24 protein-coding genes are annotated in these 25513 nt (G+C 72.0%); 13 read left to right on the top strand and 11 right to left on the bottom strand.

Annotated features, from left to right (window positions below):
- Positions 1–228: 228 nt before the first annotated feature.
- The 5 genes from rpsB (at position 229) to IEZ27_RS20920 (ending at position 5405) form a co-directional block, all read left to right on the top strand.
- Positions 229–1173, top strand: coding sequence for a 30S ribosomal protein S2 (rpsB, locus tag IEZ27_RS20940; protein ID WP_189648811.1), 945 nt, complete (start codon positions 229–231; stop codon positions 1171–1173).
- Between the two features lie 1054 nt (positions 1174–2227).
- The gene (gene tsf, locus IEZ27_RS20935) at positions 2228–3061 is read left to right on the top strand and encodes a translation elongation factor Ts (protein WP_189648810.1); all 834 of its coding nucleotides are present in this window, start codon (positions 2228–2230) and stop codon (positions 3059–3061) included.
- A gap of 145 nt (positions 3062–3206) precedes the next feature.
- Entirely contained in the window at positions 3207–3905 is a 699-nt protein-coding gene (pyrH, locus tag IEZ27_RS20930) for a UMP kinase (protein WP_221762026.1), read from the top strand.
- A 43-nt stretch (positions 3906–3948) separates the two neighbouring features.
- The gene (frr, locus tag IEZ27_RS20925; RefSeq protein WP_189648809.1) at positions 3949–4506 is read left to right on the top strand and encodes a ribosome recycling factor; all 558 of its coding nucleotides are present in this window, start codon (positions 3949–3951) and stop codon (positions 4504–4506) included.
- Between the two features lie 59 nt (positions 4507–4565).
- Positions 4566–5405, top strand: a complete 840-nt coding sequence (locus IEZ27_RS20920; RefSeq protein WP_229824177.1) for a phosphatidate cytidylyltransferase — start codon at positions 4566–4568, stop codon at positions 5403–5405.
- Here the strand turns inward: IEZ27_RS20920 and IEZ27_RS20915 are convergent.
- Positions 5385–6407: a suppressor of fused domain protein gene (locus IEZ27_RS20915; protein ID WP_189648808.1), complete on the bottom strand. Its 1023-nt coding sequence runs from the start codon at positions 6405–6407 to the stop codon at positions 5385–5387. The two genes, IEZ27_RS20920 and IEZ27_RS20915, sit on opposite strands and share 21 nt — an antisense overlap.
- 149 nt (positions 6408–6556) lie before the next feature.
- Here IEZ27_RS20915 and rlmN point away from each other — a divergent pair, with 149 nt between their 5' ends.
- A complete protein-coding gene (gene rlmN / locus IEZ27_RS20910; RefSeq protein WP_125631327.1) occupies positions 6557–7657 on the top strand; it encodes a 23S rRNA (adenine(2503)-C(2))-methyltransferase RlmN in 1101 nt (366 codons plus the stop codon).
- Positions 7658–7700: 43 nt separating this feature from the next.
- On the opposite strand, the gene IEZ27_RS20905 is transcribed toward rlmN, so the two are convergent.
- From IEZ27_RS20905 to IEZ27_RS20895, 3 genes are read right to left on the bottom strand one after another with little or no spacing between them, the layout of a single operon-like run.
- Positions 7701–8408: an SGNH/GDSL hydrolase family protein gene (locus IEZ27_RS20905; RefSeq protein WP_189648807.1), complete on the bottom strand. Its 708-nt coding sequence runs from the start codon at positions 8406–8408 to the stop codon at positions 7701–7703.
- Between the two features lie 31 nt (positions 8409–8439).
- Positions 8440–9111 carry a hypothetical protein gene (locus tag IEZ27_RS20900; protein WP_189648806.1) on the bottom strand — a complete coding sequence of 224 codons (672 nt, stop codon included), beginning with the start codon at positions 9109–9111 and terminating at the stop codon, positions 8440–8442.
- Positions 9108–9857 (bottom strand): ABC transporter ATP-binding protein, encoded by a 750-nt coding sequence (locus tag IEZ27_RS20895; RefSeq protein ID WP_189648805.1) that lies wholly within the window; start codon positions 9855–9857, stop codon positions 9108–9110. The genes IEZ27_RS20900 and IEZ27_RS20895 overlap by 4 nt, the downstream gene beginning before the upstream one ends.
- 110 nt (positions 9858–9967) lie before the next feature.
- Between IEZ27_RS20895 and IEZ27_RS20890 the strand changes: the two genes are divergently transcribed.
- A complete protein-coding gene (locus tag IEZ27_RS20890; protein WP_189648804.1) occupies positions 9968–10495 on the top strand; it encodes a DivIVA domain-containing protein in 528 nt (175 codons plus the stop codon).
- Between the two features lie 8 nt (positions 10496–10503).
- On the opposite strand, the gene IEZ27_RS20885 is transcribed toward IEZ27_RS20890, so the two are convergent.
- Positions 10504–11151 carry an HAD family hydrolase gene (locus IEZ27_RS20885; RefSeq protein ID WP_189648803.1) on the bottom strand — a complete coding sequence of 216 codons (648 nt, stop codon included), beginning with the start codon at positions 11149–11151 and terminating at the stop codon, positions 10504–10506.
- A gap of 19 nt (positions 11152–11170) precedes the next feature.
- On the opposite strand from IEZ27_RS20885, the gene IEZ27_RS20880 reads away from it, so the two are divergent.
- Positions 11171–11677 carry a GNAT family N-acetyltransferase gene (locus IEZ27_RS20880; protein WP_189648802.1) on the top strand — a complete coding sequence of 169 codons (507 nt, stop codon included), beginning with the start codon at positions 11171–11173 and terminating at the stop codon, positions 11675–11677.
- Here IEZ27_RS20880 and IEZ27_RS20875 read toward each other — a convergent pair.
- On the bottom strand, positions 11619–13205 hold the full coding sequence (locus tag IEZ27_RS20875; protein ID WP_229824176.1) for an FAD-dependent monooxygenase: 1587 nt from the start codon (positions 13203–13205) through the stop codon (positions 11619–11621). The genes IEZ27_RS20880 and IEZ27_RS20875 overlap by 59 nt on opposite strands.
- A gap of 65 nt (positions 13206–13270) precedes the next feature.
- Here IEZ27_RS20875 and IEZ27_RS20870 point away from each other — a divergent pair, with 65 nt between their 5' ends.
- On the top strand, positions 13271–13867 hold the full coding sequence (locus IEZ27_RS20870; RefSeq protein ID WP_189648801.1) for a PadR family transcriptional regulator: 597 nt from the start codon (positions 13271–13273) through the stop codon (positions 13865–13867).
- Here IEZ27_RS20870 and IEZ27_RS20865 read toward each other — a convergent pair whose 3' ends face one another.
- The 5 genes from IEZ27_RS20865 to iolC form a co-directional block, all read right to left on the bottom strand.
- The gene (locus tag IEZ27_RS20865; RefSeq protein ID WP_189648800.1) at positions 13868–14851 is read right to left on the bottom strand and encodes an AI-2E family transporter; all 984 of its coding nucleotides are present in this window, start codon (positions 14849–14851) and stop codon (positions 13868–13870) included.
- A 61-nt stretch (positions 14852–14912) separates the two neighbouring features.
- Entirely contained in the window at positions 14913–16748 is a 1836-nt protein-coding gene (gene iolD, locus IEZ27_RS20860; RefSeq protein ID WP_189648799.1) for a 3D-(3,5/4)-trihydroxycyclohexane-1,2-dione acylhydrolase (decyclizing), read from the bottom strand.
- Positions 16745–17584: a 5-deoxy-glucuronate isomerase gene (iolB, locus tag IEZ27_RS20855; protein ID WP_189648798.1), complete on the bottom strand. Its 840-nt coding sequence runs from the start codon at positions 17582–17584 to the stop codon at positions 16745–16747. Before iolB ends, iolD begins: the two co-directional genes overlap by 4 nt.
- On the bottom strand, positions 17581–18486 hold the full coding sequence (locus tag IEZ27_RS20850) for a Cgl0159 family (beta/alpha)8-fold protein (RefSeq protein ID WP_229824175.1): 906 nt from the start codon (positions 18484–18486) through the stop codon (positions 17581–17583). Before IEZ27_RS20850 ends, iolB begins: the two co-directional genes overlap by 4 nt.
- A complete protein-coding gene (gene iolC, locus IEZ27_RS20845; RefSeq protein WP_189648797.1) occupies positions 18483–19421 on the bottom strand; it encodes a 5-dehydro-2-deoxygluconokinase in 939 nt (312 codons plus the stop codon). The genes IEZ27_RS20850 and iolC overlap by 4 nt, the downstream gene beginning before the upstream one ends.
- A 224-nt stretch (positions 19422–19645) precedes the next feature.
- Between iolC and IEZ27_RS20840 the strand changes: the two genes are divergently transcribed.
- The 4 genes from IEZ27_RS20840 to IEZ27_RS20825 are packed head-to-tail and all read left to right on the top strand — an operon-like array spanning position 19646 to position 25510.
- On the top strand, positions 19646–20824 hold the full coding sequence (locus IEZ27_RS20840) for a CehA/McbA family metallohydrolase (RefSeq protein WP_229824174.1): 1179 nt from the start codon (positions 19646–19648) through the stop codon (positions 20822–20824).
- Positions 20815–21714 carry a TIM barrel protein gene (locus tag IEZ27_RS20835; protein ID WP_189648796.1) on the top strand — a complete coding sequence of 300 codons (900 nt, stop codon included), beginning with the start codon at positions 20815–20817 and terminating at the stop codon, positions 21712–21714. Before IEZ27_RS20840 ends, IEZ27_RS20835 begins: the two co-directional genes overlap by 10 nt.
- A complete protein-coding gene (locus IEZ27_RS20830; protein ID WP_189648795.1) occupies positions 21711–22799 on the top strand; it encodes a Gfo/Idh/MocA family protein in 1089 nt (362 codons plus the stop codon). Before IEZ27_RS20835 ends, IEZ27_RS20830 begins: the two co-directional genes overlap by 4 nt.
- The gene (locus IEZ27_RS20825) at positions 22790–25510 is read left to right on the top strand and encodes a glycoside hydrolase family 38 N-terminal domain-containing protein (protein WP_189648794.1); all 2721 of its coding nucleotides are present in this window, start codon (positions 22790–22792) and stop codon (positions 25508–25510) included. Before IEZ27_RS20830 ends, IEZ27_RS20825 begins: the two co-directional genes overlap by 10 nt.
- The last annotated feature ends 3 nt before the right edge of the window (positions 25511–25513 follow it).

Genomic DNA, 25513 nt, shown 5'->3' with positions numbered 1-25513 from the left:
GTCGGTTTGACCTCAGACGGTCAGCCTGGGGCGGTGTGGGAGGTAGACTTTTCGATGGCCTGTGGCAACAGGCCGACTTCGCATGCCCCGTTGCGGACCGCACCCTCGGTCCGGGCCCCGGCCCGGCTGGAGCGGTTTTGGGGCATCAGGGCGGTAGACAACGCGCTGCCGCGGCACAACCGAGAACCGCGCCCATCCGCAGGGCGCCCAGACCTGGAGGACCATCACATGGCCCCCGTCGTCACCATGCGACAGCTGCTCGAGAGCGGCGTTCACTTCGGCCACCAGACCCGCCGGTGGAACCCGAAGATGAAGCGCTTCATCTTCACCGAGCGCAACGGCATCTACATCATCGACCTGCAGAAGTCGCTGTCGTACATCGACCGTGCCTACGACTTCGTCAAGGAGACCGTCGCCCACGGCGGCACGATCCTGTTCATCGGCACCAAGAAGCAGGCTCAGGAGGCCATCTCCGAGCAGGCCGCGCGGGTCGGGATGCCGTACGTGAACCAGCGCTGGCTGGGCGGCATGCTCACCAACTTCTCCACCGTGCACAAGAGGCTTCAGCGTCTGAAGGAGCTCGAGGAGCTCGACTTCGACAACGTCGCCGGCTCGGGGCTCACCAAGAAGGAGCTCCTCATGCGCCGTCGCGAGAAGGACAAGCTTGAGCGCACGCTCGGCGGCATCCGCGACATGGGCCGCGTGCCCAGCGCGGTGTGGGTCGTGGACACGAAGAAGGAGCACATCGCGATCAGCGAGGCCAAGAAGCTTGGCATCCCGGTCGTCGCGATCCTCGACACCAACTGCGACCCCGACGAGGTCGACTACCCGATCCCGGGCAACGACGACGCCATCCGCGCCGTCGGCCTGCTGACCCGGGTCGTCGCCGACGGTGTCGCCGCCGGTCTGATGGCTCGCTCCGGCGCCGCCCGCGGCGACGAGAAGCCGGCCGCCGCCGAGCCGCTGGCCGAGTGGGAGCGCGAGCTCATCGAGCAGGGCCAGGGTCAGGCCGCCGCCGCGGAGGAGGCCGCTCCTGAGGCCGCCGCCGAGGAGGCTCCCGCCGCTGAGGCCCCTGCCGACGAGGCTCCGGTGGCTGAGGCTCCGGCCGAGGCTGCTCCGGCCGCTGAGGCTCCGGAGGCCGCTGAGGCCGCCGAGTCCGAGCCGCAGGCCTGAGACCCGGTCGCCGGGTTCGGTCGTGAGGCCGGGCACGGTTGAGTGACATGGTTCAGGCGCTGGCTCCGCGCCACCGGTCGGCATCGACCGCGGCGCGGAGCGGGCGCCGGGCTGAGCGAGGGTCCAGCGGGCCGCGGTCCCGTAAGGGCCGAGAGGTCCAGCGGGCCGACGTTCCGCCGGGCCGCGGTCCAGTAGGGGCTGAGCGATGGTTCGCCGGGCTGAGGTCCCGTGGGGGCTGAGCGAAGGTTTGCCGGGCCGAAGTCCCGTCGGGGCTAAGGGGTTCGAAGGGCAAGGTGCGCGTCTCGGCCGGGCAAACGCCCCGGTCAGGACGGCGAGCCGGGCAGGACAGCACCCTCGCCGAGGCGGTAGGCCAAGGCAGGATGACCATCGGCCCGGAGCGATAAGCCGAGCCACGCTGGGCAGTATGCCGGGCGAGGCGGAGCGGAGCTCCACCGGCGGACATCAGCCCAGGACAGGCGCAAACCCGGGCAAGACCCCAGGACCGACCCGGCCCGAGCCCAGACTCAGGCCAGGATCAAGGCCCCGGGGCCGACCTAGGCACGAGCCGAGGTCCAGGCCGGAGGCGACGGTCCAAGGTCTGGCTCAGGCCGGAGCGACGGTCCGAGGTCTGGCTCAGGCCGGAGCGACGGTCCGAGGTTTGGCTCAGGCCGGAGGCGACGGTGCGGGATCGCTCAAAGGCCCGAGCCGGGGCTCTGGCTCAGGTGAAGGCGCAGGCCCGGGCCTAGGCTGGGGTGGGGGCGGTACGAGAGCACGATCCGAGCACCGCCGCCTGAGACCGAGCAGAGCCGGACCACGCAAGACCGATCCGGACGCAAGACCGATCCAGACCATGCCTGACCGTGCAAGACCCAGCGAGACCCAGCGAGACCCAGCGAGACCGAGTCTGACCGAGCAGAGCCGGACCGTACGACCCGCGCACGACAAGGCCCTGCTTCCCGGTACGGCACACGCCTGCCGTACCGACCAGGGGAGGGCGCCCCGGGCGTCCACCCCGATCCACGACGACGACGAAATCCCACAAGGAAAAAGAGCAATGGCTTCCGTGAACATGGCCGACGTCAAGCGGCTTCGCGAGATCACCGCTGCCGGCATGATGGACTGCAAGAAGGCGCTTGAGGAGTCCGACGGCGACTTCGACCGCGCCATCGAGCTCCTGCGTCTCAAGGGCGCCAAGGACGTGGGCAAGCGTGAGGCCCGTACGGCCTCCAACGGCCTCGTCGCGCTCAAGCAGGACAGCGACTCCTCCGCCGCCCTGCTCGAGCTCAACTGCGAGACCGACTTCGTGGCCAAGGGCGAGCGCTTCCAGGAGCTGGCCGCCGGTGTGGTCGCGCACATCCTGGACAGCAAGCCCGGCGACGTGGCGACGCTGCTGGAGTCCTCCTTCGACGGCAAGACCGTCAGGGAGCACCTGGACGTGGCCAACGCCGCGCTCGGTGAGAAGATCGAGATCCGCCGCTTCGCCGTGCTCGAGGGCGGCTACATCGGTGCGTACATGCACAAGACCGACCCGGCGCTGCCGCCGGCGGTCGGTGTGCTGGTGCAGCTCGACAAGCCGAACGCCGAGGTCGCCAAGGACATCGCCCAGCACGCCGCGGCGATGGCCCCGCAGTACCTCAAGGCCGACTCCGTCCCCGCCGAGGTCGTCGAGAAGGAGCGCAAGCTCTTCGAGGAGATGACCCGCGAGGAGGGCAAGCCCGAGGCCGCCATCGGCAAGATCGTCGAGGGTCGCGTCAACGGCTGGTACAAGGACTTCACCCTGCTGCAGCAGGCGTTCGTGAAGGACAACAAGAAGAGCGTGGGCAAGTACGCCGACGAGAACGGCGTCGAGGTTCTCGCGTTCGTCCGTTTCAAGGTCGGCCAGGCTTAGGCTTGAGCAAACTGCCTGCCCAGAGTTCCACCCTATGAAGGAGGCCGCCGCCGTGCAGGACCACCGGGAGTCAGCCCACGAATCCACACGGACGGCGGCTTCCTCATCACCCAGCCCGCAGAGTCCACTGAGGTGGAAGCGGGTGATGTTGAAGCTGTCAGGCGAGGCGTTCGCCGGAGACGACCCGCTGGGCATCGACCCGGGAGTCGTCGACCACCTGGCCGACTCGATCACCGAGGCCGTGCGCGAGGGCGTGCAGGTCGCGGTCGTGGTCGGCGGGGGGAACATGTTCCGCGGCGCCACCCTGTCCCAGGGCGGCATCGACCGGGCCAGGGCCGACTACATGGGCATGCTCGGCACGGTGATCAACTGCCTGGCGTTGCAGGACTTCCTGGAGAGGCGGGGTGTCGAGACCCGCGTCCAGACCGCCATCACCATGCAGCAGGTCGCCGAGCCGTTCCTGCCGCGACGCGCGATCAGGCACCTTGAGAAGGGGCGCGTGGTCATCTTCGGCGCGGGGCTCGGGTCGCCGTACTTCTCCACCGACACCGCGGCGTCGCAGCGGGCCCTGGAGATCGGCGCCGAGGCGCTGCTCAAGGGCACGCAGGTCGACGGGATCTACGATTCCGACCCGCGCAAGAACCCCGACGCGGTCCGGTTCGACCATCTTGACTACGGCGAGGTGCTGCTCCGCGACCTCGCGGTCATGGACGCGACCGCGATCAGCCTGTGCAAGGACAACGATCTGCCGATCGTGGTCTTCGACCTGATGGGCGAGGGCAACATCCTGCGAGCGGTACGCGGTGAGAAAATCGGCACGCTGGTGAGTCCCGCAGGCAAATGAGGGAGCTAGCCCGACACCGCCAGCTAGTAGACAGGGAGCCGCTGTGATCGACGAAACCCTCCTCGAAGCCGAGGAAAAGATGGACAAGGCCGTTTCGGTGGCGAAGGAAGACTTCGCCACCATCCGGACCGGCCGGGTCACCCCCGCGATGTTCAACAAGATCAGTGCGGAGTACTACGGCACTCCGACACCGATCCAGCAGTTGGCCTCGTTCCACGTGCCCGAGGCGCGTATGGTCATCATCCAGCCCTACGACAAGAGTGCGATGGGCGCGATCGAGAAGGCCATTCGCGACTCCGACCTCGGCGTCAACCCGACCGACAACGGCGACGTGATCCGCGTGTCGTTCCCGGAGCTTTCCGAGGAGCGCCGCAAGGAGTACATCAAGGTCGCCAAGAACAAGGGCGAGCACGCCAAGGTGTCGATCCGGAACATCCGTCGTACGGCCAAGGAGGCCCTCGACAAGATGATCAAGGACGGCGAGGCGGGCGAGGACGAGGTCCGTCGCGCGGAGAAGGAACTCGACGACCTCACCCAGAAGCACGTCGCCAAGATCGACGAGCTGCTCAAGCACAAGGAAGCCGAGCTGCTCGAGGTCTGAGCGGCACGCCCTCGCGGCCCTCGCCGGAAGGCGGGGGCCGTGGCACATGGAGAGTGTCTGTGGAAGAACGTACGGCCGGCACCGGCCCGAACGGCGGCAGCCGTACCGGAAGGAACCTGCCGGCCGCGATCGCGGTGGGTGTGGGGCTGGGGGCGCTGGTCCTCGGCACCCTCTACACGGTCAAGGAGCTCTTCCTTCTGGTGATGGTGGCCTGCGTGGGCGTCGGCGTGCTGGAGCTGACCAAGGCGTTCGCCACCCGCGGGATCAAGGTCCCGGCCGTGCCCGTGCTCGCCGGCCTGGTGGCCATGCAGGCGGGGGCGTACTGGGGCGGGGCCTTCTGGTTGCTGGCGGCCTTCGCGGTGTTCGCGTTCGTGTTGCTCGTCTGGCGGATGTTCAGCGACGGCACGGACGGTTACGTGCGCGACGGCACGGCCTCGGTGTTCACGCTGTTCTACCCGGCGATGCTGGCGGCGTTCGCGGCATTGCTGCTCGCGCCGCCCGACGGCCGCGACCGGGTACTGATCTTCATCGCGGTGACCGTGGCCAGCGACATCGGCGGTTACGTCGCCGGTGTGCTGTTCGGCAGGCACAAGATGACGGTCATCAGCCCGAAGAAGACCTGGGAGGGGTTCGCCGGGTCGGTGATCGCCTGCACGCTGGTCGGCGGCTGGCTGGTGACGTGGCTGCTGGACGGCCCGCTCTGGCTGGGCGCGCTGATCGGGGCGCTGGCGGCGCTGCTGGCGACCGTGGGCGACCTCATCGAGTCGATGATCAAGCGGGACCTCGGCATCAAGGACCTCGGCACGATCCTGCCGGGCCACGGCGGCCTGATGGACCGCCTCGACTCGCTGGTCACCACGCTGGTGCCGGTCTGGCTGCTACTGACGTTGTTCCTCTAGCGCCTCCGTGGTCACGGGGGTGAGCCACAACCACCGTACGGCCTCCCCGCCGAACGCGAACCCCGACATGTCTGGCATATCCGGAGCGTCGGCCCGCATGAGGACCCCCGAGTACTGCGGCCCCAACGGGAACGTCGAAGGCTCGTGGTACCACTTGGCCGTGTGCCCGTGGCCGAGCCAGGTGACCGAATGCCACGGATACTGCGACAGCCACACCAGCAGCAGCGCCGCGTCCCTGGGGTCGTCGCGGGTGGCCACGGCCAGCTCGATCCTGGCGTACGCGTCGGGGCGGTCGATCCACTGCTCGACCGTCGGCATACGCTGGCAGCTCATCCCCACCGTGGACAACACGGTCAGCTCGCGCCCCTCGTACGGGGGCCGTTCGGTGATGCCGACGGTCGGCAGGCGCTCGCCGCTGGCGTCCCAGTAGCGGCCCGCCGGGCCCAGCACTCCGTCGAGATGGCCCATGACGAACTGCTGGAACGACGGCCACGACCCCTCGCCGTGCCGCCAGCGCCAGTAGGACCTGGCGTTGGAGATGCGCGGCCGCAGCCCCTCCAGCGCCTCCGACAACGCCCACGCGAACGGCGACTCGCCCACGGCGTCGCGCGCGTACCCGGGCATGCCCCTGCTCATGTCGGCCCAGCCGGGGATGACCGCGAGCAGGTCGTCGTCCTCGTAGAGGGCGACGCCGTCGCCCTCCTCGAACCACAGGGCGGACAGCTGGCCGAGCGGCCTGCGGCCCTCGGGGTGCAGCGTGTTGCCCCTGGGCATCAGCGGGGGCAGGCCGGAGTTGATCCTGGCCAGGTCGAGCACGGCCGGGGCCGGCCGGTGATTGGCCAGCCATACGGCACCGTGGACGGCGCCGTCGGGCGAGCACAGGTAAGCTACCGAGGAGTCCTCGTCCCGCTCGACCACGAGCGTGCGGCTGCCGTAGGGGTTACCGGCGGCGAGGACGACCTCGGCCCCACCCTCGCCAGATGCCGACCGGAAAATCGCCATACGAGATGACTGTAGATCGGGTGGTGACCCTGACGCGAGCCGTACCGTGACCAGGAATGCCACCTCGGCCGCAGGCGTTCACTAACCTGGCCGAGGAGAAATCCCGTAAGTCCCCCAAGCCGAGCAACTCCCCAAGCAAAGGCAGGAACGTGTCCCAGCAGCCAGGCCAGCTCACCTTCGTCGCGCCGCGGCGGGCCAAGCCCGCGCGGCATCTGGCGGACCTGTCGATGGCCGACCGCCGGGCCGCGGTCACCGAGCTGGGGGAGAAGGCGTTCCGCGCCGACCAGCTCTCGCGCCACTACTTCGAGCGCCACACCGCCGACGTCGGCGCGATGACCGACCTGCCGGCCGCGGCCCGCGAGAAGTTGTCGGCGCTGCTGCCCACGCTGCTCACGCCGGTCAAGGAGCTGACCACCGACGGCGGCACGACCCGCAAGACCCTGTGGCGGCTGTTCGACGGCGCGCTGGTCGAGTCGGTGCTCATGCGCTACCCCGACCGGGTCACGATGTGCGTGTCCTCGCAGGCCGGGTGTGGCATGAACTGCCCGTTCTGCGCCACCGGCCAGGCGGGCCTGACCCGTAACATGTCCACCGCCGAGATCGTCGAGCAGGTGGTCTCCGGCGCCCGCGCGCTGGCGGCGGGCGAGGTGCCGGGCGGGCCGGGCCGGGTGAGCAACATCGTCTTCATGGGCATGGGCGAGCCGCTGGCCAACTACAAGCAGGTGATCGGCGCCGTGCGCCGCATCGTGGAGCCCGCGCCGCACGGCCTCGGCATCTCCGCGCGCGGCGTCACGGTCTCGACCGTCGGGCTGGTGCCCGCCATCGGCAAGCTCGCCGACGAGGGCCTGCCGGTCACGCTCGCGCTGTCCCTGCACGCTCCCGACGACGAGCTGCGTGACACGCTCGTGCCGATCAACACGCGCTGGAAGGTGGCCGAGGTCCTCGACGCGGCCTGGTCGTACGCGGCGAGGACCAAGCGCCGCATCTCCATCGAGTACGCCCTGATCAAGGACATCAACGACCAGGAGTGGCGGGCCGACCTGCTCGGCAAGCTGGTCAGGAACAAGCTCGTGCACGTCAACCTGATCCCGCTCAACCCCACGCCGGGCTCGAAGTGGACGGCCTCCCGGCCGGAGGACGAGCGGGCGTTCGTGCGCCGGCTGGAGTTCCACGGGGTGCCGGTGACCGTGCGCGACACGCGGGGCCGCGAGATCGACGGCGCCTGCGGCCAGCTCGCCGCGGCAGAGTAGCCTCCCGGTCCGGGCGGTGATCTGACCGCCCCTGTCCCGCCTTCTACGCCGTCGCCGTCGAGCGGGCGGCGAAGCTCTGGACCAGGTCGGCGATCATGGCGGCGCCCCGGCTGTTCAGGTGCACGGTGTCGGTGGTGAGCCGCAGGCCGCGGCCGTGGGAGATGGCGTCCAGGCTGCGGCCGAGCAGGAAGTGCTGGATCGCGGCGGTCTGTGCCTGGTTGCCCTCGGGGCGGTAGTGGGTGCCGGGCGAGGTGCCCTCCAGGTCGGCGGTCATACGTTCGTTGAGCGGCAGGTACGTGACGCCCTGCTCGGCGGCGACCGTCCTGACGATCTCGGCGAACTCACGGGTGCGGCGCACCGGAAGCGAGTCCAGGTCCTCGCCGATGACCGGCGGGGACATCAGCGCGACGCGGGCCATGGTCTCGTTCTGCAGGCGGGCGGCGATGGCCGTCAGGTTGGCGGCGTACGCGGCGGCCGTGGGGGTCTCCGTGAGCTTCCAGCGCTTGCGCAGGCCGCGTGCCCGCTTGTTGCTCAGCGTGGCGTTGGCGTCGTTGGTGCCGATGAGCACGGTGACCACGTCCGGGTCCTGCGCCACCACGTCGTCGAGGCGTTTGAGCAGCTCGGACGACGGCTCGTAGTTGACACCCGCGTTGATCACGGTCGCGTCGGGCAGCCGGTCCCGCACCATGGCCACGTAGTCGACGCTCACCTGTCCGCGAGTGATGCTGTCGCCCAGGCAGATCACCTTCACCGTTGCCTCCTTAGGGGTGGGTGAGTGCTTACTAACCTACCTTACGGCGGCGCCAGGCATACAGGGCGAGTCCCGCCAGGCACCAGGCCAGGGAGATCGCGGTCAGCTGGGGAAGCTGGTCGAGCAGGTCGCCGGCGGTGGCCGCGCGCATCCAGACGATCACCGGCACCGTCAGCCAGTACGCCGGCGACGCGCTGAGCAACAACATCACCAGGAAACCGAGCAGCAACGACATGATCGAGACCGCGGGCGAACGCAGCACGGCCCGGCTGGTGAGCGCGCCCAGCGCGGTCCCGGCGAGCACGGCCAGGCCGTGCAGGACGAGCGCCGCGCCGAGCACGTCCCCGCCGGGACGCTCGCTCAGGCCCAGCAGGACGGCCCAGCCGAGGCCGAGGGCGGCCAGCACCCCGCAGGCGGCCAGACTGGCGAGCAGTCCCGCCGCCACCTCCTTGCCGCGCCCGCCCACGGTGATCGCCGACATCTCGCGCTGCTGGTCGGGCTCGGTGTCCAGGAGGCTTCTCGTGGCCCAGGCCAGGATGGGGATGATCAGTACGGCGCCGTCGGCCAGTACGGCGGCCTCGGTGCCCCTGGGGGCGCGGCTGCCGTACACGATCGCGAGCATGGCGAGGGTGAGCAGGAGCGCCTGGTGCACGCGGTGCGACCGGACGTAGGCGGCCAGGCGGAAGACGGCCAGGGCGATCATCCGGGCTCCTCGGACGGGGGGAAGTCGGGGGCGTCGATCTCTTGGGCCCGGTAACCCTGGGCGCGCATCCTGGTCAGGAAGAGCGGGAGCTCGTCGGCGGGCAGCGTGACAGCCACGGTGGCCGACGCGCGTTCCGGCACGGGGGTCGCGGGGGCGGCCTCCTTGAGGTGGCCGTCCACGATCGACCAGGAGCGGAGTCCGGGCAGGTCGCGCAGGCCGCCCTGGTGGTCGCTGGCGACGACGATGCCGCCGCGCCCGGCGACCTCGGCGGCCACGGCGGGCAGCGTCTCGCGGGCGTCGGCGTCGAGGCCGGCGAACGGCTCGTCGAGTATCAGCAGGCCCGGGTCCGCCATCAGGGCCTGGACCAGGCCGACCTTGTGCGCGCTGCCCTTGGACAGCTCGCCGAGCGGCAGGCCGAGGAGGTGGCCCATGTTCAGGCGTTCGGCCCAGGGCCGCCACCGGGCGCCGCCCCGTACGGAGGCCATGTGCGTCAGGTAGGCCGTCACCGTGAACGGCTGGGCGGTCGGGAAGCGGTCGGGGGCGAAGCCCACGACGGCGGGACGGTCGGTGATCCGGCCCCCCGTGGGCGCCGCGAGACCCGCCAGGAGCCGCAGCAGGGTGGACTTCCCCGCCCCGTTGACGCCCGTCAGCTCGATCACGTCACCCGCCGCGAGCTGGGCGTCGGCCTCCTTGAGGATGAACGGCTGACGCCTTCGGTAGCGGAAAGAGACCTGTAACAGTCGCATGGTGCAGCAACGGTATATGTCAGGGCGCAGGGCCGTGATAAAGGGCCTCACAATGGAGAGACCCCCAGCACAGAGGAGTGGGCTTGAACCGCTTTCCGCGCGTCATGGCTATGCGTTCAGGCTATGACCCCGGGGAGGTCGATGCCCTGATCGTACGCATCGAGTCGACCCTGGGAAGGGGCCCGCACACGGTCGAGCCCGTCACGGCGGACGAGGTCCGCGCCGCGACCTTCCGCGCCAAACGCGGCGGCTACCACGAGACCGCGGTGGACTTCGCGCTGGAGGCGTTCGTGGTGGCGCTGGAGACCCAGGCCAAGCGCCCGGTACGGCTGGCCATGGCCGAACCCACCGGGGAGCTGCTGCGCGAGGAGTGGTTCGAGACCGAGGCCGCCCGGGTCGAGCGAGTGGCCTTCCGCCCCGGCCGCATGGGCACCGGCTACAACGAGGACGAGGTCGACGCCTTCCTCGACCGCGTCGTCGCGACCCTGCGCGGCACGACCGAGTTCCCGGTGACCGCCAAGGAGGTACGGGAGACCAGGTTCTCGACCGTGCTCTTCCGCGCCGGCTACCTGATCGCCGACGTCGACTCCTTCCTCGAAGGCGTCGCCGACGTCCTGGAACAGCCCCGCCGGCTCTAATAGGTCCGCTAGGCCCGTTCGACGGCCGCGAGCAGGCCACGCAGGTCGGGCAGGACCTCCCGGACCACCCCGGCGTCGGCGGGTCGCTCGCCGTGCCGGTTGATCCACACCCGGCGGATGCCGAGACGCCGGGCGGGGATCATGTCGTGGAAGTGGCTCTGCGCCACGTGCACCCACTCCGCCGGCTCGTACGCCTTCCTGAAGCGTTCGAAGTGCGCCTCGTCCGGTTTGTAGGCGCCGACGTCCTCGGCGGTCACCACCGCGTCGAACGGCACGGGCAGCCGCCGCAGCGTCTGGGCGATCAGGTCGCGGTCGCAGTTGGTGAGCAGGGCCAGCCGCAGGCCCGCCGTGCGAAGGGCCGACAACTCCGCCCCGACCTCGCCGAACACCGGCCAGTAGGGCAGCGTGGTGGCCAGCACCGAGGCGTCGTCGTCGTTCAGCGTGACGTCGAGGTCGGCGCAGGCCCGGCGCAGCGCCTCGGCCATGACCTCGCGGTAGCGCGTCCGCGGGGCGGCGGCCTCGACGTCGTTCTCGTGCCGCAGGTACGCCGCCAGCAGGTCGTCCCCCTTGGCCGGTGCGATCAGCTCCAGGCTCGTGCCGATGCCGTGCCGCCAGTCGATGAGAGTGCCGAAACAGTCGAACGTAATCCATCGCATGAGTCACATAATGAGGGTCATGTCGATTTCTGTGCGTCCTCTTGAGCCACGGGATCTGCAGACCGTGACGCGCGTGCTGACCGGAAGCTGGGGCGGGTCGACGGTGATGGCCGTCGGTCGCGGCGAGATGGTCGACGCGGCGGGCCTGCCCGGGTTCCTCGCCCACCTGGACCAGGACGTGGCCGGCGTCCTCACCTACGCCGACCGGGGTGACGCGGTGGAGGTCGTGACGATCGACGCCGTCATCCCGGGCAAGGGCGTGGGCAGGGCGCTGCTGGAGGCCGTACGCGGCGTGGCGGCCGAGCGGGGCGCGGCCCGGTTGTGGCTGATGACCACCAATGACAACACCCACGCGCTGCGCTTCTACCAGCGGTACGGGTTCGACCTCGTCGCCCTGCACCGGAACGCCGCCGACGAGGCGAGGAAGCTCAAGCCGGCCATCCCGGCCGAGTCCGACGGCATCCCGATCAGGCACTACCTGGAGCTGGAACTGCGGCTCCGAGCACCTGCCCCAGCACGCGGCTGACCTCGCCCTCGACCGCCGGGCCGTCGGCCCGCCAGGCCACGTACCCGTCGGGGCGGACCAGGACGGCGGAGGCGTCGCCGTAGCGCGCGGCCCAGGTGCCCTCGACGTCGAGCAGGTCGCCGCCCACCTGGTGCACCCGTACGCCGGGCGGTGCGGTCTTTGCCCAGTCCGTGCCGCCGGGCCCGCACAACAACACGAACGCGTCGTGGAACAGGTCGTGCACGCCGATGCGGGTGCCGTCCCGGTCGAGCCAGAGGTGCGGGGCGCGGGTGCCGGGACGGGCGTGCTGGGCCACCGCGTCGCCGAACACCGTCTCGTGCTCGGCCCCGGCCGTCGCCGACGACCGGTAGCGCTGCCCCAGGACGGCCAGGACGTGGTCCAGCGGGTCGTCCTCGGGGTCGGGGCCGAACCTGGCCGCCTGGCTGCGTACGGTGAGGTCGGCCAGCGCCAGCGCCACCGGACGGCGCTCGGCCTCGTAGGTGTCGAGCAGCGCGTCGCCGGCCCGCCCGTCGAGCACGGCGGCCAGCTTCCAGGCCAGGTTGTGCGCGTCCTGGACGGCCGAGTTGGCGCCCAGCCCGCCGGCCGGCGGCCAGACGTGCGCCGCGTCCCCGACCAGGAAGACCCGTCCCTCCCGGTAGCGGGCGGCCACGCCCACCGCCTCCTCCCACGCGGCCCTGCTGACGATCTCCACGGGCAGGTCGCGGCCGATGAGCTCCTTGGCCGCGGCGGTCAGGCGCTCGTCGGTGAAGTCGGCCGGCGACTCGGCGGCGGGGTCGTACGTCAGGGCCATGCCCCAGTGGCCGGGCAGCGCGTGGGAGACCATCGCGCCCGAGGCCGCCACGCCGGGGCCGCCGAGGATCCAGAACAGCGCCCGCTTGCTGACCAGCTCGGACAGGTCGGCCTTGAGGACGAAGGACAGGTAACTGCGCAGGACGCCCAGCCCCTCGCGGGCGATGCCCAGCTGGTCCCTGATCGTGCCGCGGTAGCCGTCGGCGGCGATCAGGTAGCGGGCCCGTAGCGTCCGGCGCTCGCCGGTGCGGGTGTCCTCGGTCACCACCGTGACGCCGTCGGCGTCGGGCTCGATCGATCGGCACCTGGTGTCGAAGCGCAGGTCGGCGCCCCGGGCGCGGGCGGCGTCGGCCAGGATCGGCTCGACCGTGCTCTGGTCGGCCATGCCGAACTCGCCCGCGGTCAGCTCGGGCATCGCCCGGGAGGAGCCGCCTTCGAAGATCCAGTGCCATTCGCCGGCCAGCGTCTCGCAGCGGGCCACGCCCCCCTCCTCGTCGAAGGGCCGGCCGGCCTCCTTGACGGCCTGCTCCAGGCCGAGCGGCCGGTAGATCTCCATGGTGCGCGGGTTGATGCCGCGCGCCCTGCCCAGGATCGACACGCCGGGGTGGCGGTCGACGAGCACGCAGGGCACGCCGTGGTGCGACAGGAACAGGGCGGAGGCGAGACCGGCGTAGCCGCCGCCGACGATCAGTACGGGGATCTCGCTCATGACGCCCTCTGGGCGGTCTGCTGTGGTCATGACTCGATAGTTGCATTGCAACTAGTATCAAGTCAACTAGTTGCTGTGGGAGTAGGATGGTGGGCATGGCCCTCGACCGCGGCTCGCCGCTCGCTCTGACCGTGCTGGCCCTGCTGCGGTCCAGGCCCCTGCATCCGTACGGCATGCAGCGGCTGCTCAAGCAGTGGGGCAAGGACCAGGTGGTCAACGTGGGCCAGCGGGCCGGGCTCTACCGCACGATCGACCGGCTGGCCGAGGCCGGGCTGCTCAGGGTCAGGGAGACCGGGCGCGACCAGCAGTACCCGGAGCGCACGGTCTACGAGCTCACCGACGCCGGCCGTGAGCGGCTGCGCGCCTGGCTGGACGACATGCTCAGCCGTCCGAAGCAGGAGTTCCCGCAGTTCCCCGCGGCGCTGTCGAACGCGATGCTGCTCGCCCCCGGCGAGCTGGCCGACGCGCTGGAACGACGGGCGGAGGCGGTGGAGCGCACGCTCGCCGAGCTGGAGTCGAGCCTCGCGGCCGAGGCGGACCTGCCGCGCATCACGATGCTGGAGATCGAGTACCTGCGCGAGGTGACGGCGGCCGAGGCGCGCTGGCTGCGTGCCGTGCTCGCCGACCTGCGGGACGGGCGGATGACGTGGTCGCACGAGCAACTGGCGGAGATCAGCGCCGCCCGGGAGTGATCAGGTGGCCCGCGGCCGCCGCAGCAGCGCGACGAGCACCGAGGTCGCCGGGGCGGCCAGGAACGCCCCGGTGATGCCCGCGATCACGCTGCCGACCGCGATCGCCACCAGGATGACCGCGCCCGGCAGGTCGAGCGCCTTGCCGTAGATCTGCGGCGCCAGCACGTGCCCTTCGAGCTGCTGCACGGCCACGGTCACCGCGACCACGATCAGCGCCACCAGCCACCCCTTGGCCACGAACGCCACCACCGCCGCCAGCAACCCGGCCATGAACGCCCCCACCACCGGCAGGAACGCCCCCACGAACGTCAGCACCGCCAGCGGCAGCGCGATCGGCACGCCGAGGATCCACAACGAGAGCCCGATGAAGAACCCGTCCACCACGCCCACGATCGCCACCCCGCGGATGTAGCGGCCGATCACCCCGAAGATCAGCAGGCCGGTGTCGCGGCAACGGGCCTTGGCGCGTTCGGGCACGAGGTCGACGATCCAGGCGAACAGCCGCTCGCCGCCGTGCACGAAGTACACCGACAGGATGACCGCGAGCACCGCGCCCACGACGATCTCGCCGACCGTCTTGACCCCGGCCAGGGCGCCGCTGGTGATCTGTTTGCCCTGCTTGGACAGGTAGTCCCTGGCCTGCGCGAGCAGCCGCTGGTCGTCGAGTCCGAACCGGGCGGACAGGCCGTGCACGTCGTCCAGCGCCTTGCCCACGCTTGAGCGCAGCTCGCTCAGGCTGTCGACCGTCGGCGGCACCAGCAGCGCGATCAGCGCCCCGGCCAGCAGCAGGCCGCAGGCGAAGACGACCGCGGTGGCCAGGGCCGGGCCGACTCCGCGGGCGGTGAGCCAGCGGGCGGGCGGGGCCAGGAGCGCCGTGATGAACACCCCGATGATGATGGACATGGCCACCGTGCGCACGTGATAGAGGCAGAAGAAGGCGACCGCGATGATCGCGATCCAGCCAAGCGCCCGCCACGGCCTCATTCCCAACCCCCGATCGTGCCTGGTCAGAGCCTTTCCCGCGGGTGATCGGGGGCAATCCTGGTCAGGACGGCGGTGTCAGGTGCGGCCGCTGCGACCGCTTGGCCTCCTCGTACGCCGCCCGTTCGGCCGCCGCGCCCACCTCGGCCACCGGCACGTCCCACCACGCCCCGGAGGAGGGGGCGTCGTCGGCCAGCGGGTCGGTGCGCACGTAGACGACCGTCGTCCCGGTGGATGCGCGCGCCTCCTCCAGGGCCTTGCGCAGGTCGGCGAGCGATTCGGGGCGCAGCACGGCCGCTCCCAGGCTGGCGGCGTTGGCGGCCAGGTCGACCGGCAGCGGGCCACCCGTACGGGAGCGGTAGGACGTGCCCAGCCGGCGCGCGCCGACGCTCTCCGACAGCCGGCCGATGGAGGCGAAGCCGGAGTTGTCCACCAGGACGACGATCAGCTTGACGCCCTCGGCGACCGCCGTGACCAGCTCCTGCGCCATCATCAGGTACGACCCGTCGCCCACCATGACGAACACCTCGCGCTCGGGCACGGCCATCTTGACGCCCACGCCGCCCGCGATCTCGTAGCCCATGCAGGAGTAGCCGTACTCGACGTGGTAGGCGCCGGGGCCGCTCGGCCGCCACAACCGGTGCAGGTCGCCCGGCATGGACCCGGCCGCGCACACCACGACGCCGTCCGCGCCCGCCGCCGCGTTGACGGCGCCGATTATCGCCGACTGCGACAACGGAGAGTCGTCGAGCGAGTACGCTTGGTCCACGCTCACGTCCCAACTCTGGGAAAGCGCGGTGGACCTGGCCGTCCAGGCGTCGTCGGAGCGCCAGCCGGCGCAGGCCGCGGCCAGGTCCGTCAAGCACTCCCGGGCGTCGCCCACCAGTTGCAGCCCCGACAGCTTGGCGGCGTCGAACGCGGTGACGTTGACGTTCACGAATCTCGCCTCGGCCGCGAAGAGCGATCTCGACGCCGTGGTGAAGTCGCTGTAGCGGGTGCCGATCCCGATGATCACGTCGGCCTCGCGGGCCAGCGTGTCGGCGGCGGTGGTGCCGGTCGCGCCCACCGCGCCCATCGCCAGCCGATGACCATGGGGCAGCGAGCCCTTGCCGGCCTGCGTCTCGGCCACCGGGATGCCGTGCGCCTCGGCGAAGGCGGCCAGCTCGCCGGTGGCCTCGCTGTAGATCGTCCCGCCGCCCGCGACGATCAGCGGGCGGGCCGCCGACCTGATCACCTCGGCCGCCCTGGCCAGCGCGGCGCGATCCGGCCTCGGGCGCGGCACGTGCCACACGCGGCGGGCGAACAGCTCCCGCGGCCAGTCGTACGCCTCGGCCTGCACGTCCTGCGGCAGCGCGAGCGTCACCGCGCCGGTCTCGGCCGGGTCCGTGAGCACCCGCATGGCGGTCAGCAGCGCGGACGGGAGCTGTTCCGGCCGGTTGATCCGGTCCCAGTACCGCGAGACCGGCTTGAGGCAGTCGTTGACCGAGAGGTCGTACGAACGCGGGTCCTCCAGCTCCTGGAGCACCGGGTTGGCGGCGCGGGTGGCGAAGACGTCGCCGGGCAGCAGGAGCACCGGCAGCCGGTTGACGGTCGCGCCGGCCGCGCCCGTGACCATGTTGGTCGCGCCGGGGCCGATCGAGGTGGTGCAGGCCAGCGTGGCCAGCCGGTTGGCGGCGCGGGCGTAGGCGGCGGCCGTGTGCACCATGGCCTGCTCGTTGCGGGCCAGGTAGTAGGGCAGGTCGTCGCCCTCGGTGGCCAGCGCCTGGCCGAGTCCGGCGACGTTGCCGTGGCCGAAGATGCCGAAGCAGCCGCCGAAGAAGCGGCGCTCCACGCCGTCCCGCTCGCTCCACTGGCCGGCCAGGAAGCGTACGAGCGCCTGTGCGACGGTCAACCGGGTCATGCGTCCCTCCCGAACGGCAGTCTGGGGTCGATGTCCTGCCCTGACCAGGACGAGCGGATCCAGGCGTGGCGGGGATCGTCGCAGAACGCCATCGAACGCTCCTCCGCCGGGCCCGCCAGCACGTTGAGGTAGTACAGGTCGTAGCCGGGGGCGGCCATGGAGGGCCCGTGGTAGCCGTAGGGCACCAGGACGACGTCGCCGGAGGTGACCTCGGCGAGCGTGTCGATCCGCCCCCGTTCGGAGGAGTAGACGCGCTGGTAGCCGGGCCCGCCGTCGGCGACCTCGAAGTAGTAGATCTCCTCCAGCACGGCCTCGCCCGGGTTGGGGGTGTCGTGCTTGTGCGGGGGATAGGACGACCAGTTGCCGCCCGGGGTGAGCACCTCGACGGCCATGAGCTTGTCGCACTCGAACACGCCGGGTGCGCAGAAGTTGTTGACCTGTCGGCTGGCCCGGCCCGCGCCCCTGATCTCCACGGGCACGCGCGAGGCCGGCACCTGGCGCGGCGGCAGCGCCCGGGTCGCGCGGGCCGACGGCAGCGCGACCCGGCCCGCGCCGTTCAACGTGGCCCGGGTGCCGATCGGCAGGTACACGAAGTCGCTCGGCCCCTCGAACACCGACCCGCGCCCGGCCAGCACGAACGTCTCCCCGGCCGCCTCGACCGTGCACGGCCCGGACAGCGGCAGGACGATCGTCTCCTCCTCGCCGGTGTCGAACGACAGCGGGACGCCGGTCAGGTCCACGACCCGCAGCCCCGAGTAGGTCCATCCGGCCAGCGACGGGGTGATCTCCACCGACCAGGGGCCGCCGGCGGCCTTGCCGTAGGGCAGGTAGGTCATGCGTGTGCCTCTCGTACCAGGGCGGCGGCGCCGTCCACCGCCGTCGCCACGTCGTCGTCGGACGGATAGAGCAGGGCGCGGCCGACGACGAGGCCGCGTACGCCGGGCAGGGCCAGCGCGCGGCGCCAGTCGGCGAAGGCCGCGCCGAGGTCGGCCGGGTCACCGCCGAGGAGCAGGGCGGGCAGCGTGGTCGCGGCCATCACCCGTTCCATCTCGGCCACCACGGGGATCTTCAGCCAGGTGTAGGCCGAGGTCGCGCCGAGCGCCTGGGCGACGCTGATCGAGCGGATCACGGCGTCGGGGGACAGGTCGTTGCGCAGCACGCCGGACTCCGAACGGGTCGCCCAGAACGGCTCCACCATGGCCAGCAGCCGCCTGCGGGCCAGGCCGGTCACCGCGTGGGCGCACGACTCCAGCGTGGCGGCCGTCGCGTGGTCGCCGGGGTCGATGCGGCACAACATCTTGCCGCCGTCGAGGCGCATCGTGTCGATGGCGTCGGCGTCGAAGCCGGTGAAGCGGTCGTCCAGCTCGAACACCGAGCCCTGGAGGCCGCCGCGGTTCATCGAGCCGAAGGCCAGCTTGCCCTCCAGCGCGCCCAGCAGGAGCAGGTCCTCCAGGACGTCGGGGGAGGCCAGGACGCCGTCCACGCCGGGCCTGGCCAGGGCCGTCCGGAGGCGGTCGAGCAGGTCGGGGCGGCTGCCCATGGCCAGCGGGCGGTCACGTACGGACAGGGCGCCCCTGGCCGGGTGGTCGGCGGCGATGATCACCAGGCGCTCGTCCGCGGCGGGCAGCCCCCGGCGCCGCCGCCGGGCGGCGGCCTCGGCGATCTCCTCGGGACGGGTCGCGCGGATGCGCGTGAGCCACTCGTAGCGGGCGGTCCCGGGGAGCGTGAGGTCGCTCACGTGGGCACCTCGTCCAGCAGTTCCCGCACCTCGTCCGTGGTGGGCATGGCGTCGGCGCAGGCCAGGCGGCCGGCGACGAGGGCGCCGGCGGCGTTGGCGAAGCGGATCGTGCGCTCCAGCGGCCAGCCGCGCAGCAGCCCGAGGCAGACCGCGCCGCCGAACGCGTCGCCGGCCCCGATGCCGTTGACCACCTTCACCTCGACCGGCTCGGCCACGACGCTCTCCGTCGCCGTGCGGGCGAGCACCCCGGCCGGGCCCATCTTGACGATCGCCACCTCGGCCCCGGCGTCGAGCAGCGCCCGCGCCGCCGCCGCCGGGTCGCGCACGCCGACCGCGGTCTCCACCTCCTCCAGGTTGCCGACGGCCACGTTCGCGTGCGGCAGCGCCTCGCGCACGGCCGCGCGGGCGGCCTCGCGCGACTCCCACAGCGCCGCGCGGTAGTCGAGGTCGAACACCGTCCAGCCGGACGTACGGGCCGCCAGGGCGGCGGCGTGGGCGGACCGGCTCGGCTCCTTGCTCAGGCCGGTGAGCGAGAACCAGAACAGTCCGGCGGCCCGGACGGCGTCGAGGTCGAGCAGGTCCGGGGTGATGCGCAGGTCGGGCGGGTGCTCGCCGCGGTAGAAGTAGATGGGGAAGTGGTCGGGCGGGAAGATCTCGCAGAACGTGACCGGCGTGGCCGGGCCCTCGATGACGCTCACGTAGGCGTCGTCCACGCCGAAGCCGCGGATGGCCCGTCGTACGTACACGCCGAAGGGGTCGGCGCCCACGGCGGTGATCACCGCGGAGCGCAGCCCGTGACGCGCCGCCGCGACGGCGACGTTGGTCGGGCTGCCGCCGAGGAACTTGCCGAAGGTCTCGACGTCGGCCAGCCCGACGCCGGTCTGCAGCGGATAGACGTCGACGCCGCAGCGGCCGATCGTGATCAGGTCGTACAACGCACCTCCAGAGGACGCACCTTACCTCGACACTATGGCATATTGTCATGACATAAGGATGTCCGCTATGTTATGGATGATCGTTCAGGCCGGGCCCCGTCACCTCACTTCGGTAGTGTCGGACGCTGAGGAGGTTCGCTCATGTTCGTCCCCAGCGACGTCCACCACGAACAGCACATCACCAAGCTCTCTTTCCGCCCCGCCTCAGGCAAGGGCGGACCGGCGTGAAAGGCCACTGGAGCCTCGACGACCGGCTGGAGCGGATGTTGCGTGAGGTGCCCTTCGAGGTGCCGCCCGGATCCGAGGCCGTCACCGTACGGCTCGACTACGACCGTTCACAGGGCGTGCTCGACCTCGGCTGCGGTGCCCCCGGCGGGTTCCGCGGCTGGTCGGGCGGGGCACGCGCGGAGTTCACGATCACCCGCGACTGGGCCACCCCGGGCTACCTGCCCGGCGTGCCCGAGTCCGGCGTCTGGCACGTGTGGCTGGGGCTGCACCGCGTGCCGCCGCAGGGGCTCGACTTCACGCTGGAGATCACGGCGGAGCGTACGGCCCCGCCCGAGCCGGTGCTCGCCGAGCCGCCGCCCGGCGAGCGGCCCCCGCGCAGGGACGTCCCCGACGTGGACGGGCTGCGCTGGTACGCCGGCGACTTCCACGCCCACACCGTCCACAGCGACGGTACGCTCACCGTCGCCGAACTGGCCGAGCTGGCCCACGGCCGGGGCCTCGACTTCCTGGCCGTCACCGACCACAACACGGTCAGCCACCACCCCTGGCTGCGCGCGGCCGGCCGCGGCGTCACGCTCATCCCCGGCCAGGAGGTCACCACCGACCGCGGCCACGCCAACGTGTTCGGCGAGGTCGGCTGGGTGGACTTCCGGCGGCCCGCCGACTCCTGGGCCGAGCACGCCGGGCGGGCGGGCGGCCTGATCTCGATCAACCACCCGCTGGGCGGCGACTGCGCCTGGTTGCTGCCGATCGCCGATCGCCCGAGGGTGGCCGAGGTGTGGAGCTCCGGCTGGTGGGACCGCCGCTGGGGCGCGCCGCTGGCCTGGGCCGACGCCTGGCGCGAGGACGTGGTGGCCATCGGCGGCAGCGACTTCCACCGCCCCGGCAGCGACGGGCTCCCGGGCGCGCCGACCACGTGGGTGCTGGCCGAGGACCCGGACGCGGTGCTCGACGGCGTACGCGCCGGGCGCACCGCAGTGTCGGCCGGGCCGGACGCGCCGCTGCTGCTCCGGCTGGGCGACGAACTGCTCGCGCTCGGCGCCGACGGCCTGGTGCTGGTCCGTCCCGGCGGCGCCCGCCAGGTCGTCCGCGGCGAGCGCGCGCTGCTGCGGGCCGGCGAAGGACTCCACCGCCTGGAGACCCACGAGAACGAGGTGATCGCCCTATGCCATTGAGGAAAGTCGCGAACGCGCCGGTGAGCTTCGGCGTGTTCGAGCTCAGCGACGCGCCGCCGCCGCTCGGCCCCGACGAGATGGTCCGTGCCCTGGCCGAGGCCGGCTACGAGGGCATCGACTCCGGGCCCATCGGCTATCTCGGCACCGGCCCCGGCCTGGCCCGGCGGCTGGCCGCGCACGGCCTGCTGCTCGCCGGGGGCTGGGTCGACCTGCGGTACGGCGACGCCGAGGCGTACCGGCGGGGGCTGCCCGCGCTGGAGGCCGCGCTCGACGTGTTCGCCGCCGCGCCCGAGGCGCCCGCGCCCTTCGCGCCCCGGCCCACGCTGGCCTGCTCGGGTTCGCCGGAGCGGTTCGCCAGGCCCGGCGGGAGCGTCCCCGGGCTGCCGGCCGCCGACTGGCCCGGGTACGCCGCCCGCGTCCAGGAGGCCGCCGACCGCTGCCGCGAACGTGGCCTGGAGCCCGCCTTCCACCACCACCTCGGCACGTACGTCGAGACCCCCGACGACGTCGAACGCCTCCTGGAGCTGACCGACGTGCCGCTCTGCCTGGACACCGGCCACCTGCTGCTGGCCGGAGGAGACCCGGTGGCGGCCCTGCGCGCGTGGGCCGGCCGGATCGGGCACGTGCACATCAAGGACGGCGACACCAAGATCCTGGCCACCGCCCTGGACGACGGCGCCGACCTGCGCGAGCTGATGGCCAGGGGCGGCTTCACCCGCCTCGGCGAGGGCGAGCTCGACCTGCCCGCGGTCGTGGCGGCGCTCGACGCGATCGGCTATGAGGGCTGGATCGTCGTCGAGCAGGACATCATGCCGGGCCGCCGCCCGGTCGAACGGAACATCGCCGACCAGGCCGCCAACCGCGACAGGCTGAGGGAGCTGGGGCTGTGAGGATCGCGCTGGTCGGGTGCGGGGCCGTCACCCAGGCGGTCTACGTGCCGCTGTTGTCCAGGCGGCGCGACCTGTTCGAGGTCAGCGCCGTCTGCGACCTGTCACGCACGCTGGCCGACGCCGTCGGCGACCGGCTGGGCGCGGCCCGGCGGTACACGTCCGTGGCGGAGATGCTGGCCGACGGCGGTTTCGAGGCGGTGATCGTGCTGGCCTCCGGCTCCCACGGCGAGACCGTGCGGCAGGCGCTGGCCGCCGGCTGCGCCGTGTTGTGCGAGAAACCGCTCGCGCTGACCCGGGCGGAGGTGGCGGCGCTGCCCGAGGGGCGGCTGATGGTGGGTTACATGAAGCAGTACGACCCCGCCGTACGCCGGGCCGCCGAGCTGCTGGCCGAGCTGGGCGGGCCGGCGGCGGTCCGGTCGGTCGAGGTGACCGTGCTGCATCCGAGCGGGGAGTCGCAGCTCGCGTTCGCGAACCTGACGCGGGCCGGCGACGTCGATCCCGGCGTGCTCGGCTCGTTGCGGGCGGCCGAGGACGCGCTCGTCTCGCGGGCGCTCGGCGCGGACGCCCCGGAGGCGCTGCGCGACGTGTACACGATCTCCCTGGGCTCGATCTGCCACGACCTGTCGCTGCTGAGGTGCTTCACCGGGTCGCCGGAGGAGATCTCGTACGTGGAGACCTGGGGCCCGGCGCCCGGCTCGGTGGAGATCTCCGGACCCCTGCCCGTCGCGGGCCGCTTCCACATCCGCTGGCACTACCTGGACGGCTACCCGGCCTACCGCGAGACCGTCGCGATCCACCACACCGCCGGCACGCTGGAGCTCGTCTTCCCCACGCCCTACCTGATGAACGCGCCCACCACCCTCACCGTGGTCTCCGGGGCCGAGACCCGCGCCGAACACCGCCAGGTGACCGAGGCGTTCGAGGTACAACTGGCCGCCTTCCATGCTTATGTGAACGATGGCAGCCCGCCGATCACCGACGCGGGCGGCGCACTGGAGGACATCGTGACGGCTCAGCGGATCGCCGCCCGCTACGCCGTCCGGCATCGACTGCCCATCGGAGGGGAGGCGGCGGCATGGACATAGTGGTCGTCCCGCACACGCACTGGGACAGGGAGTGGTACGAACCCTTCCAGCGTTTCAGGCTCAGGCTCGTGGCCCTGCTCGACGAGGTGCTCGACACCATGGAAAGCGAGCCCGGCTACCACTTCACCCTCGACGGTCAGCTCGCCTGCGTGGACGACTACCTGGAGGTGCGGCCGGAGAACCGCGACCGCGTCGCGGCGCTCGTGAAGTCCGGACGGCTGGCGGTGGGGCCGTGGCAGATCCTGCTGGACGAGTTCCTGTGCTCGGGCGAGAACATCGTCCGCAACCTCGAACTCGGGCTGGCAGGGGCGGAGAAGCTCGGCGGCGCGATGCGGGTGGGCTACCTGCCGGACATGTTTGGCCATATCGCCCAGATGCCGCAGATCCTGCGGCGGGCCGGGCTTGAGCACGCCTGCGTCTACCGCGGGGTGCCGTCGTCGGTGACGACCGACGCCTTCGCCTGGGTGGCGCCCGACGGCACGGCGATCCGCACCCAATACCTGCCCGAGGGCGGCTACGGCAACGGCGCCCACCTGTTCTCCGACGTCAACGGGCTGGAGGAGCGGGCGGCGGCGTTCGTGAAGACCATGCGCGCCTGGCACGGCCCCGAGGGCGAACTCCTGGCCATGTACGGCACCGACCACTCGGCGCCCGTACGCGGGTTGCCGGAGATGGTGGTGGCCATCGGCGCCCGCATGGACACCTTGTCCGGCTATATCGAGAGATATTCGGGCGACACCACCGGCCTGCCGCGGGTCACCGGCGAGCTGCGCTCCCACGCCCGCGCCAACATCCTGCCCGGCGTCATCTCCGTCCGCGCCGCCGTCAAGCAGGCCATGGGCCGGGCCGAGCGCATGGTCGAGCGCTACGCCGAGCCTCTGGCCGCGCTCTGGGGCGGCCCGTGGCCCGGCCGCTTCCTCGACATGGCCTGGCGGCGGCTGGTGGAGGCCAGTGGCCACGACTCGGTCACCGGCTGCGGCGTGGACGAGACGGCTCAGCAGGTCGCCGCCCGCATCGCCGAGGCCGAGCACCTGGGGCAGGCCGTCCGCGACATGGTGACCGCCCGGCTGGCGGCGGCGGTGCCGTACGGCGGCGTGCTCGTCGTCAACCCGACGCCGGCCCCGCGCGCCGGGGTCGTGATCGTCGAGGTGCCCGGCACGGACTCGCTGGTCGACGCCTCCGGAGCCGCGATCCCCTCCCATCGCATCGACCACGCGCCGACGCTCCTGATGGACGAGCGCATCGACCCGGCCACGGTGCTGACCTACGTCCACGGCACCGAGCTGTACGGACAGCACATCGTGGCCTGGGACGTCACGGAGGACACCCTCACCTTCACCCTGGACCGCGAACCGCGCGGGCCGTTCGACCCGGCCGCGGTGCGCGCCGCGCTCGACGGCGTCACCCACGTCCGCATCGAGGTCGAGCCCTGGCGCAAGGTGGCCGCCTACGTCGAGGTGCCCGCCCTGGGCCACACCAGCCTGCGGCCCGTGACCTACGACGACGCGTTCGGCGAGTCGCGGGGGGAGTGGGGGCACCACGACGGCTGCTGGCTCGGCTCCGACGTCGAGGTCCTGCCCGTCACGGCCGGCAGGCGGGTGCTGGACAACGGGCTGCTACGGGTCGAGATCGAGCCGGACGGCACGCTCGGGCTCTTCGGCGAGGACGGCCGGACGATCACCGGCGTGTGCCGCATCGAGGACGGCGGGGACGCCGGCGACACCTACAACTACGCGCCCCCCGAGGAGGACCTGGTCGTCTCCGAACCCCTGTCGATCGAGAGCACGCTCGTCGACGCGGGCCCGCTCGTGGGCTCCATCAACGTGCGCCGGGCCTACCTGTGGCCGGCCGCCGGGGAACGTGTCGCGTCGACGCCCGAGCTCCCGCCGCTCACGCGTACCGGCGAGACCGAGGACGCCGTCGTGGACATGCGGGTCGAGCTGCGGGCGGGCGAGCGGTTCGTCCGGCTGCGGGTGTCGTTCGACAACCGGTGCGAGGACCATCGGGTGCGGATGCACGTGCCGCTGCCGAGGCGGGCCGACCATTCGCTGGCCGAGGGGCAGTTCGCGATCGTGCGGCGGGAGCTGGAGTCCGAGGGCGGCTGCGGCGAGACCCCGCTGCCGACCTTCCCCGCCGCCGGCTGGGTGGCCGCCGGCGGGGTGGCCGCGCTGCTGGAGAACGTGACCGAGTACGAGCTGCTGAACGACGGCGACGAGCTGGCGCTCACGCTGCTGCGCTCGGTCGGCTACCTGTCGCGCAACCACAACGGGCTGCGTCCCGAGCCCGCCGGTCCGCAGCTCCCGACACCGGCCGCGCAGTCTCGCGGGCCGCACACCGTGTCGCTGGCGCTGATGCCGTTCATGGACTGGCGGGACGTCCCCGTGGCGGCGGAGATCTTCCGGCACGACCTGCTGGTCGCGCCCGGCCAGGGCGATCCGGAGCTGCCGCTGCCCCCGGCGGCGGCCGGGCTGTCGGTGTCCGGCCGGGGCGTCACGATGACCTCGCTGCGCCTGCGTGACGGCTGGCACGAGCTGCGGATGGTGGCGCTCACCGAGGTGGACACCGAGGCCGTCGTGCAGGGGGACTTCACCCGGGCCAGGCGGGCCGACCTGACGGGCCGGCCCGGCGAGCCGCTGGAGACCGAGGAGGGCACACTCAGGCTGCCGCTCAAGGCATGGGAGATCGCGACAGTCCAGCTCCGCGGCACGTGAGCG

Source organism: Nonomuraea spiralis, from assembly GCF_014648435.1.
GTDB classification, from domain to species: domain Bacteria; phylum Actinomycetota; class Actinomycetes; order Streptosporangiales; family Streptosporangiaceae; genus Nonomuraea; species Nonomuraea spiralis.
The sequence above is the reverse complement of the archived record's forward strand: the minus strand, read 5'-3'. Positions and strand labels throughout refer to the sequence as shown.

Coding starts and splice junctions, on each gene's coding strand:
- rpsB (WP_189648811.1), top strand. CDS start 229: ATGGCCCCCGTCGTCACCATGCGACAGCTGCTCGAGAGCGGCGTTCAC.
- tsf (WP_189648810.1), top strand. CDS start 2,228: ATGGCTTCCGTGAACATGGCCGACGTCAAGCGGCTTCGCGAGATCACC.
- pyrH (WP_221762026.1), top strand. CDS start 3,207: ATGTTGAAGCTGTCAGGCGAGGCGTTCGCCGGAGACGACCCGCTGGGC.
- IEZ27_RS20915 (WP_189648808.1), bottom strand. CDS start 6,407: ATGGCGATTTTCCGGTCGGCATCTGGCGAGGGTGGGGCCGAGGTCGTC.
- IEZ27_RS20900 (WP_189648806.1), bottom strand. CDS start 9,111: ATGATCGCCCTGGCCGTCTTCCGCCTGGCCGCCTACGTCCGGTCGCAC.
- IEZ27_RS20895 (WP_189648805.1), bottom strand. CDS start 9,857: ATGCGACTGTTACAGGTCTCTTTCCGCTACCGAAGGCGTCAGCCGTTC.
- IEZ27_RS20890 (WP_189648804.1), top strand. CDS start 9,968: ATGCGTTCAGGCTATGACCCCGGGGAGGTCGATGCCCTGATCGTACGC.
- IEZ27_RS20885 (WP_189648803.1), bottom strand. CDS start 11,151: ATGCGATGGATTACGTTCGACTGTTTCGGCACTCTCATCGACTGGCGG.
- IEZ27_RS20880 (WP_189648802.1), top strand. CDS start 11,171: ATGTCGATTTCTGTGCGTCCTCTTGAGCCACGGGATCTGCAGACCGTG.
- IEZ27_RS20875 (WP_229824176.1), bottom strand. CDS start 13,205: ATGACCACAGCAGACCGCCCAGAGGGCGTCATGAGCGAGATCCCCGTA.
- IEZ27_RS20870 (WP_189648801.1), top strand. CDS start 13,271: ATGGCCCTCGACCGCGGCTCGCCGCTCGCTCTGACCGTGCTGGCCCTG.
- IEZ27_RS20865 (WP_189648800.1), bottom strand. CDS start 14,851: ATGAGGCCGTGGCGGGCGCTTGGCTGGATCGCGATCATCGCGGTCGCC.
- iolD (WP_189648799.1), bottom strand. CDS start 16,748: ATGACCCGGTTGACCGTCGCACAGGCGCTCGTACGCTTCCTGGCCGGC.
- iolB (WP_189648798.1), bottom strand. CDS start 17,584: ATGACCTACCTGCCCTACGGCAAGGCCGCCGGCGGCCCCTGGTCGGTG.
- IEZ27_RS20835 (WP_189648796.1), top strand. CDS start 20,815: ATGCCATTGAGGAAAGTCGCGAACGCGCCGGTGAGCTTCGGCGTGTTC.
- IEZ27_RS20825 (WP_189648794.1), top strand. CDS start 22,790: ATGGACATAGTGGTCGTCCCGCACACGCACTGGGACAGGGAGTGGTAC.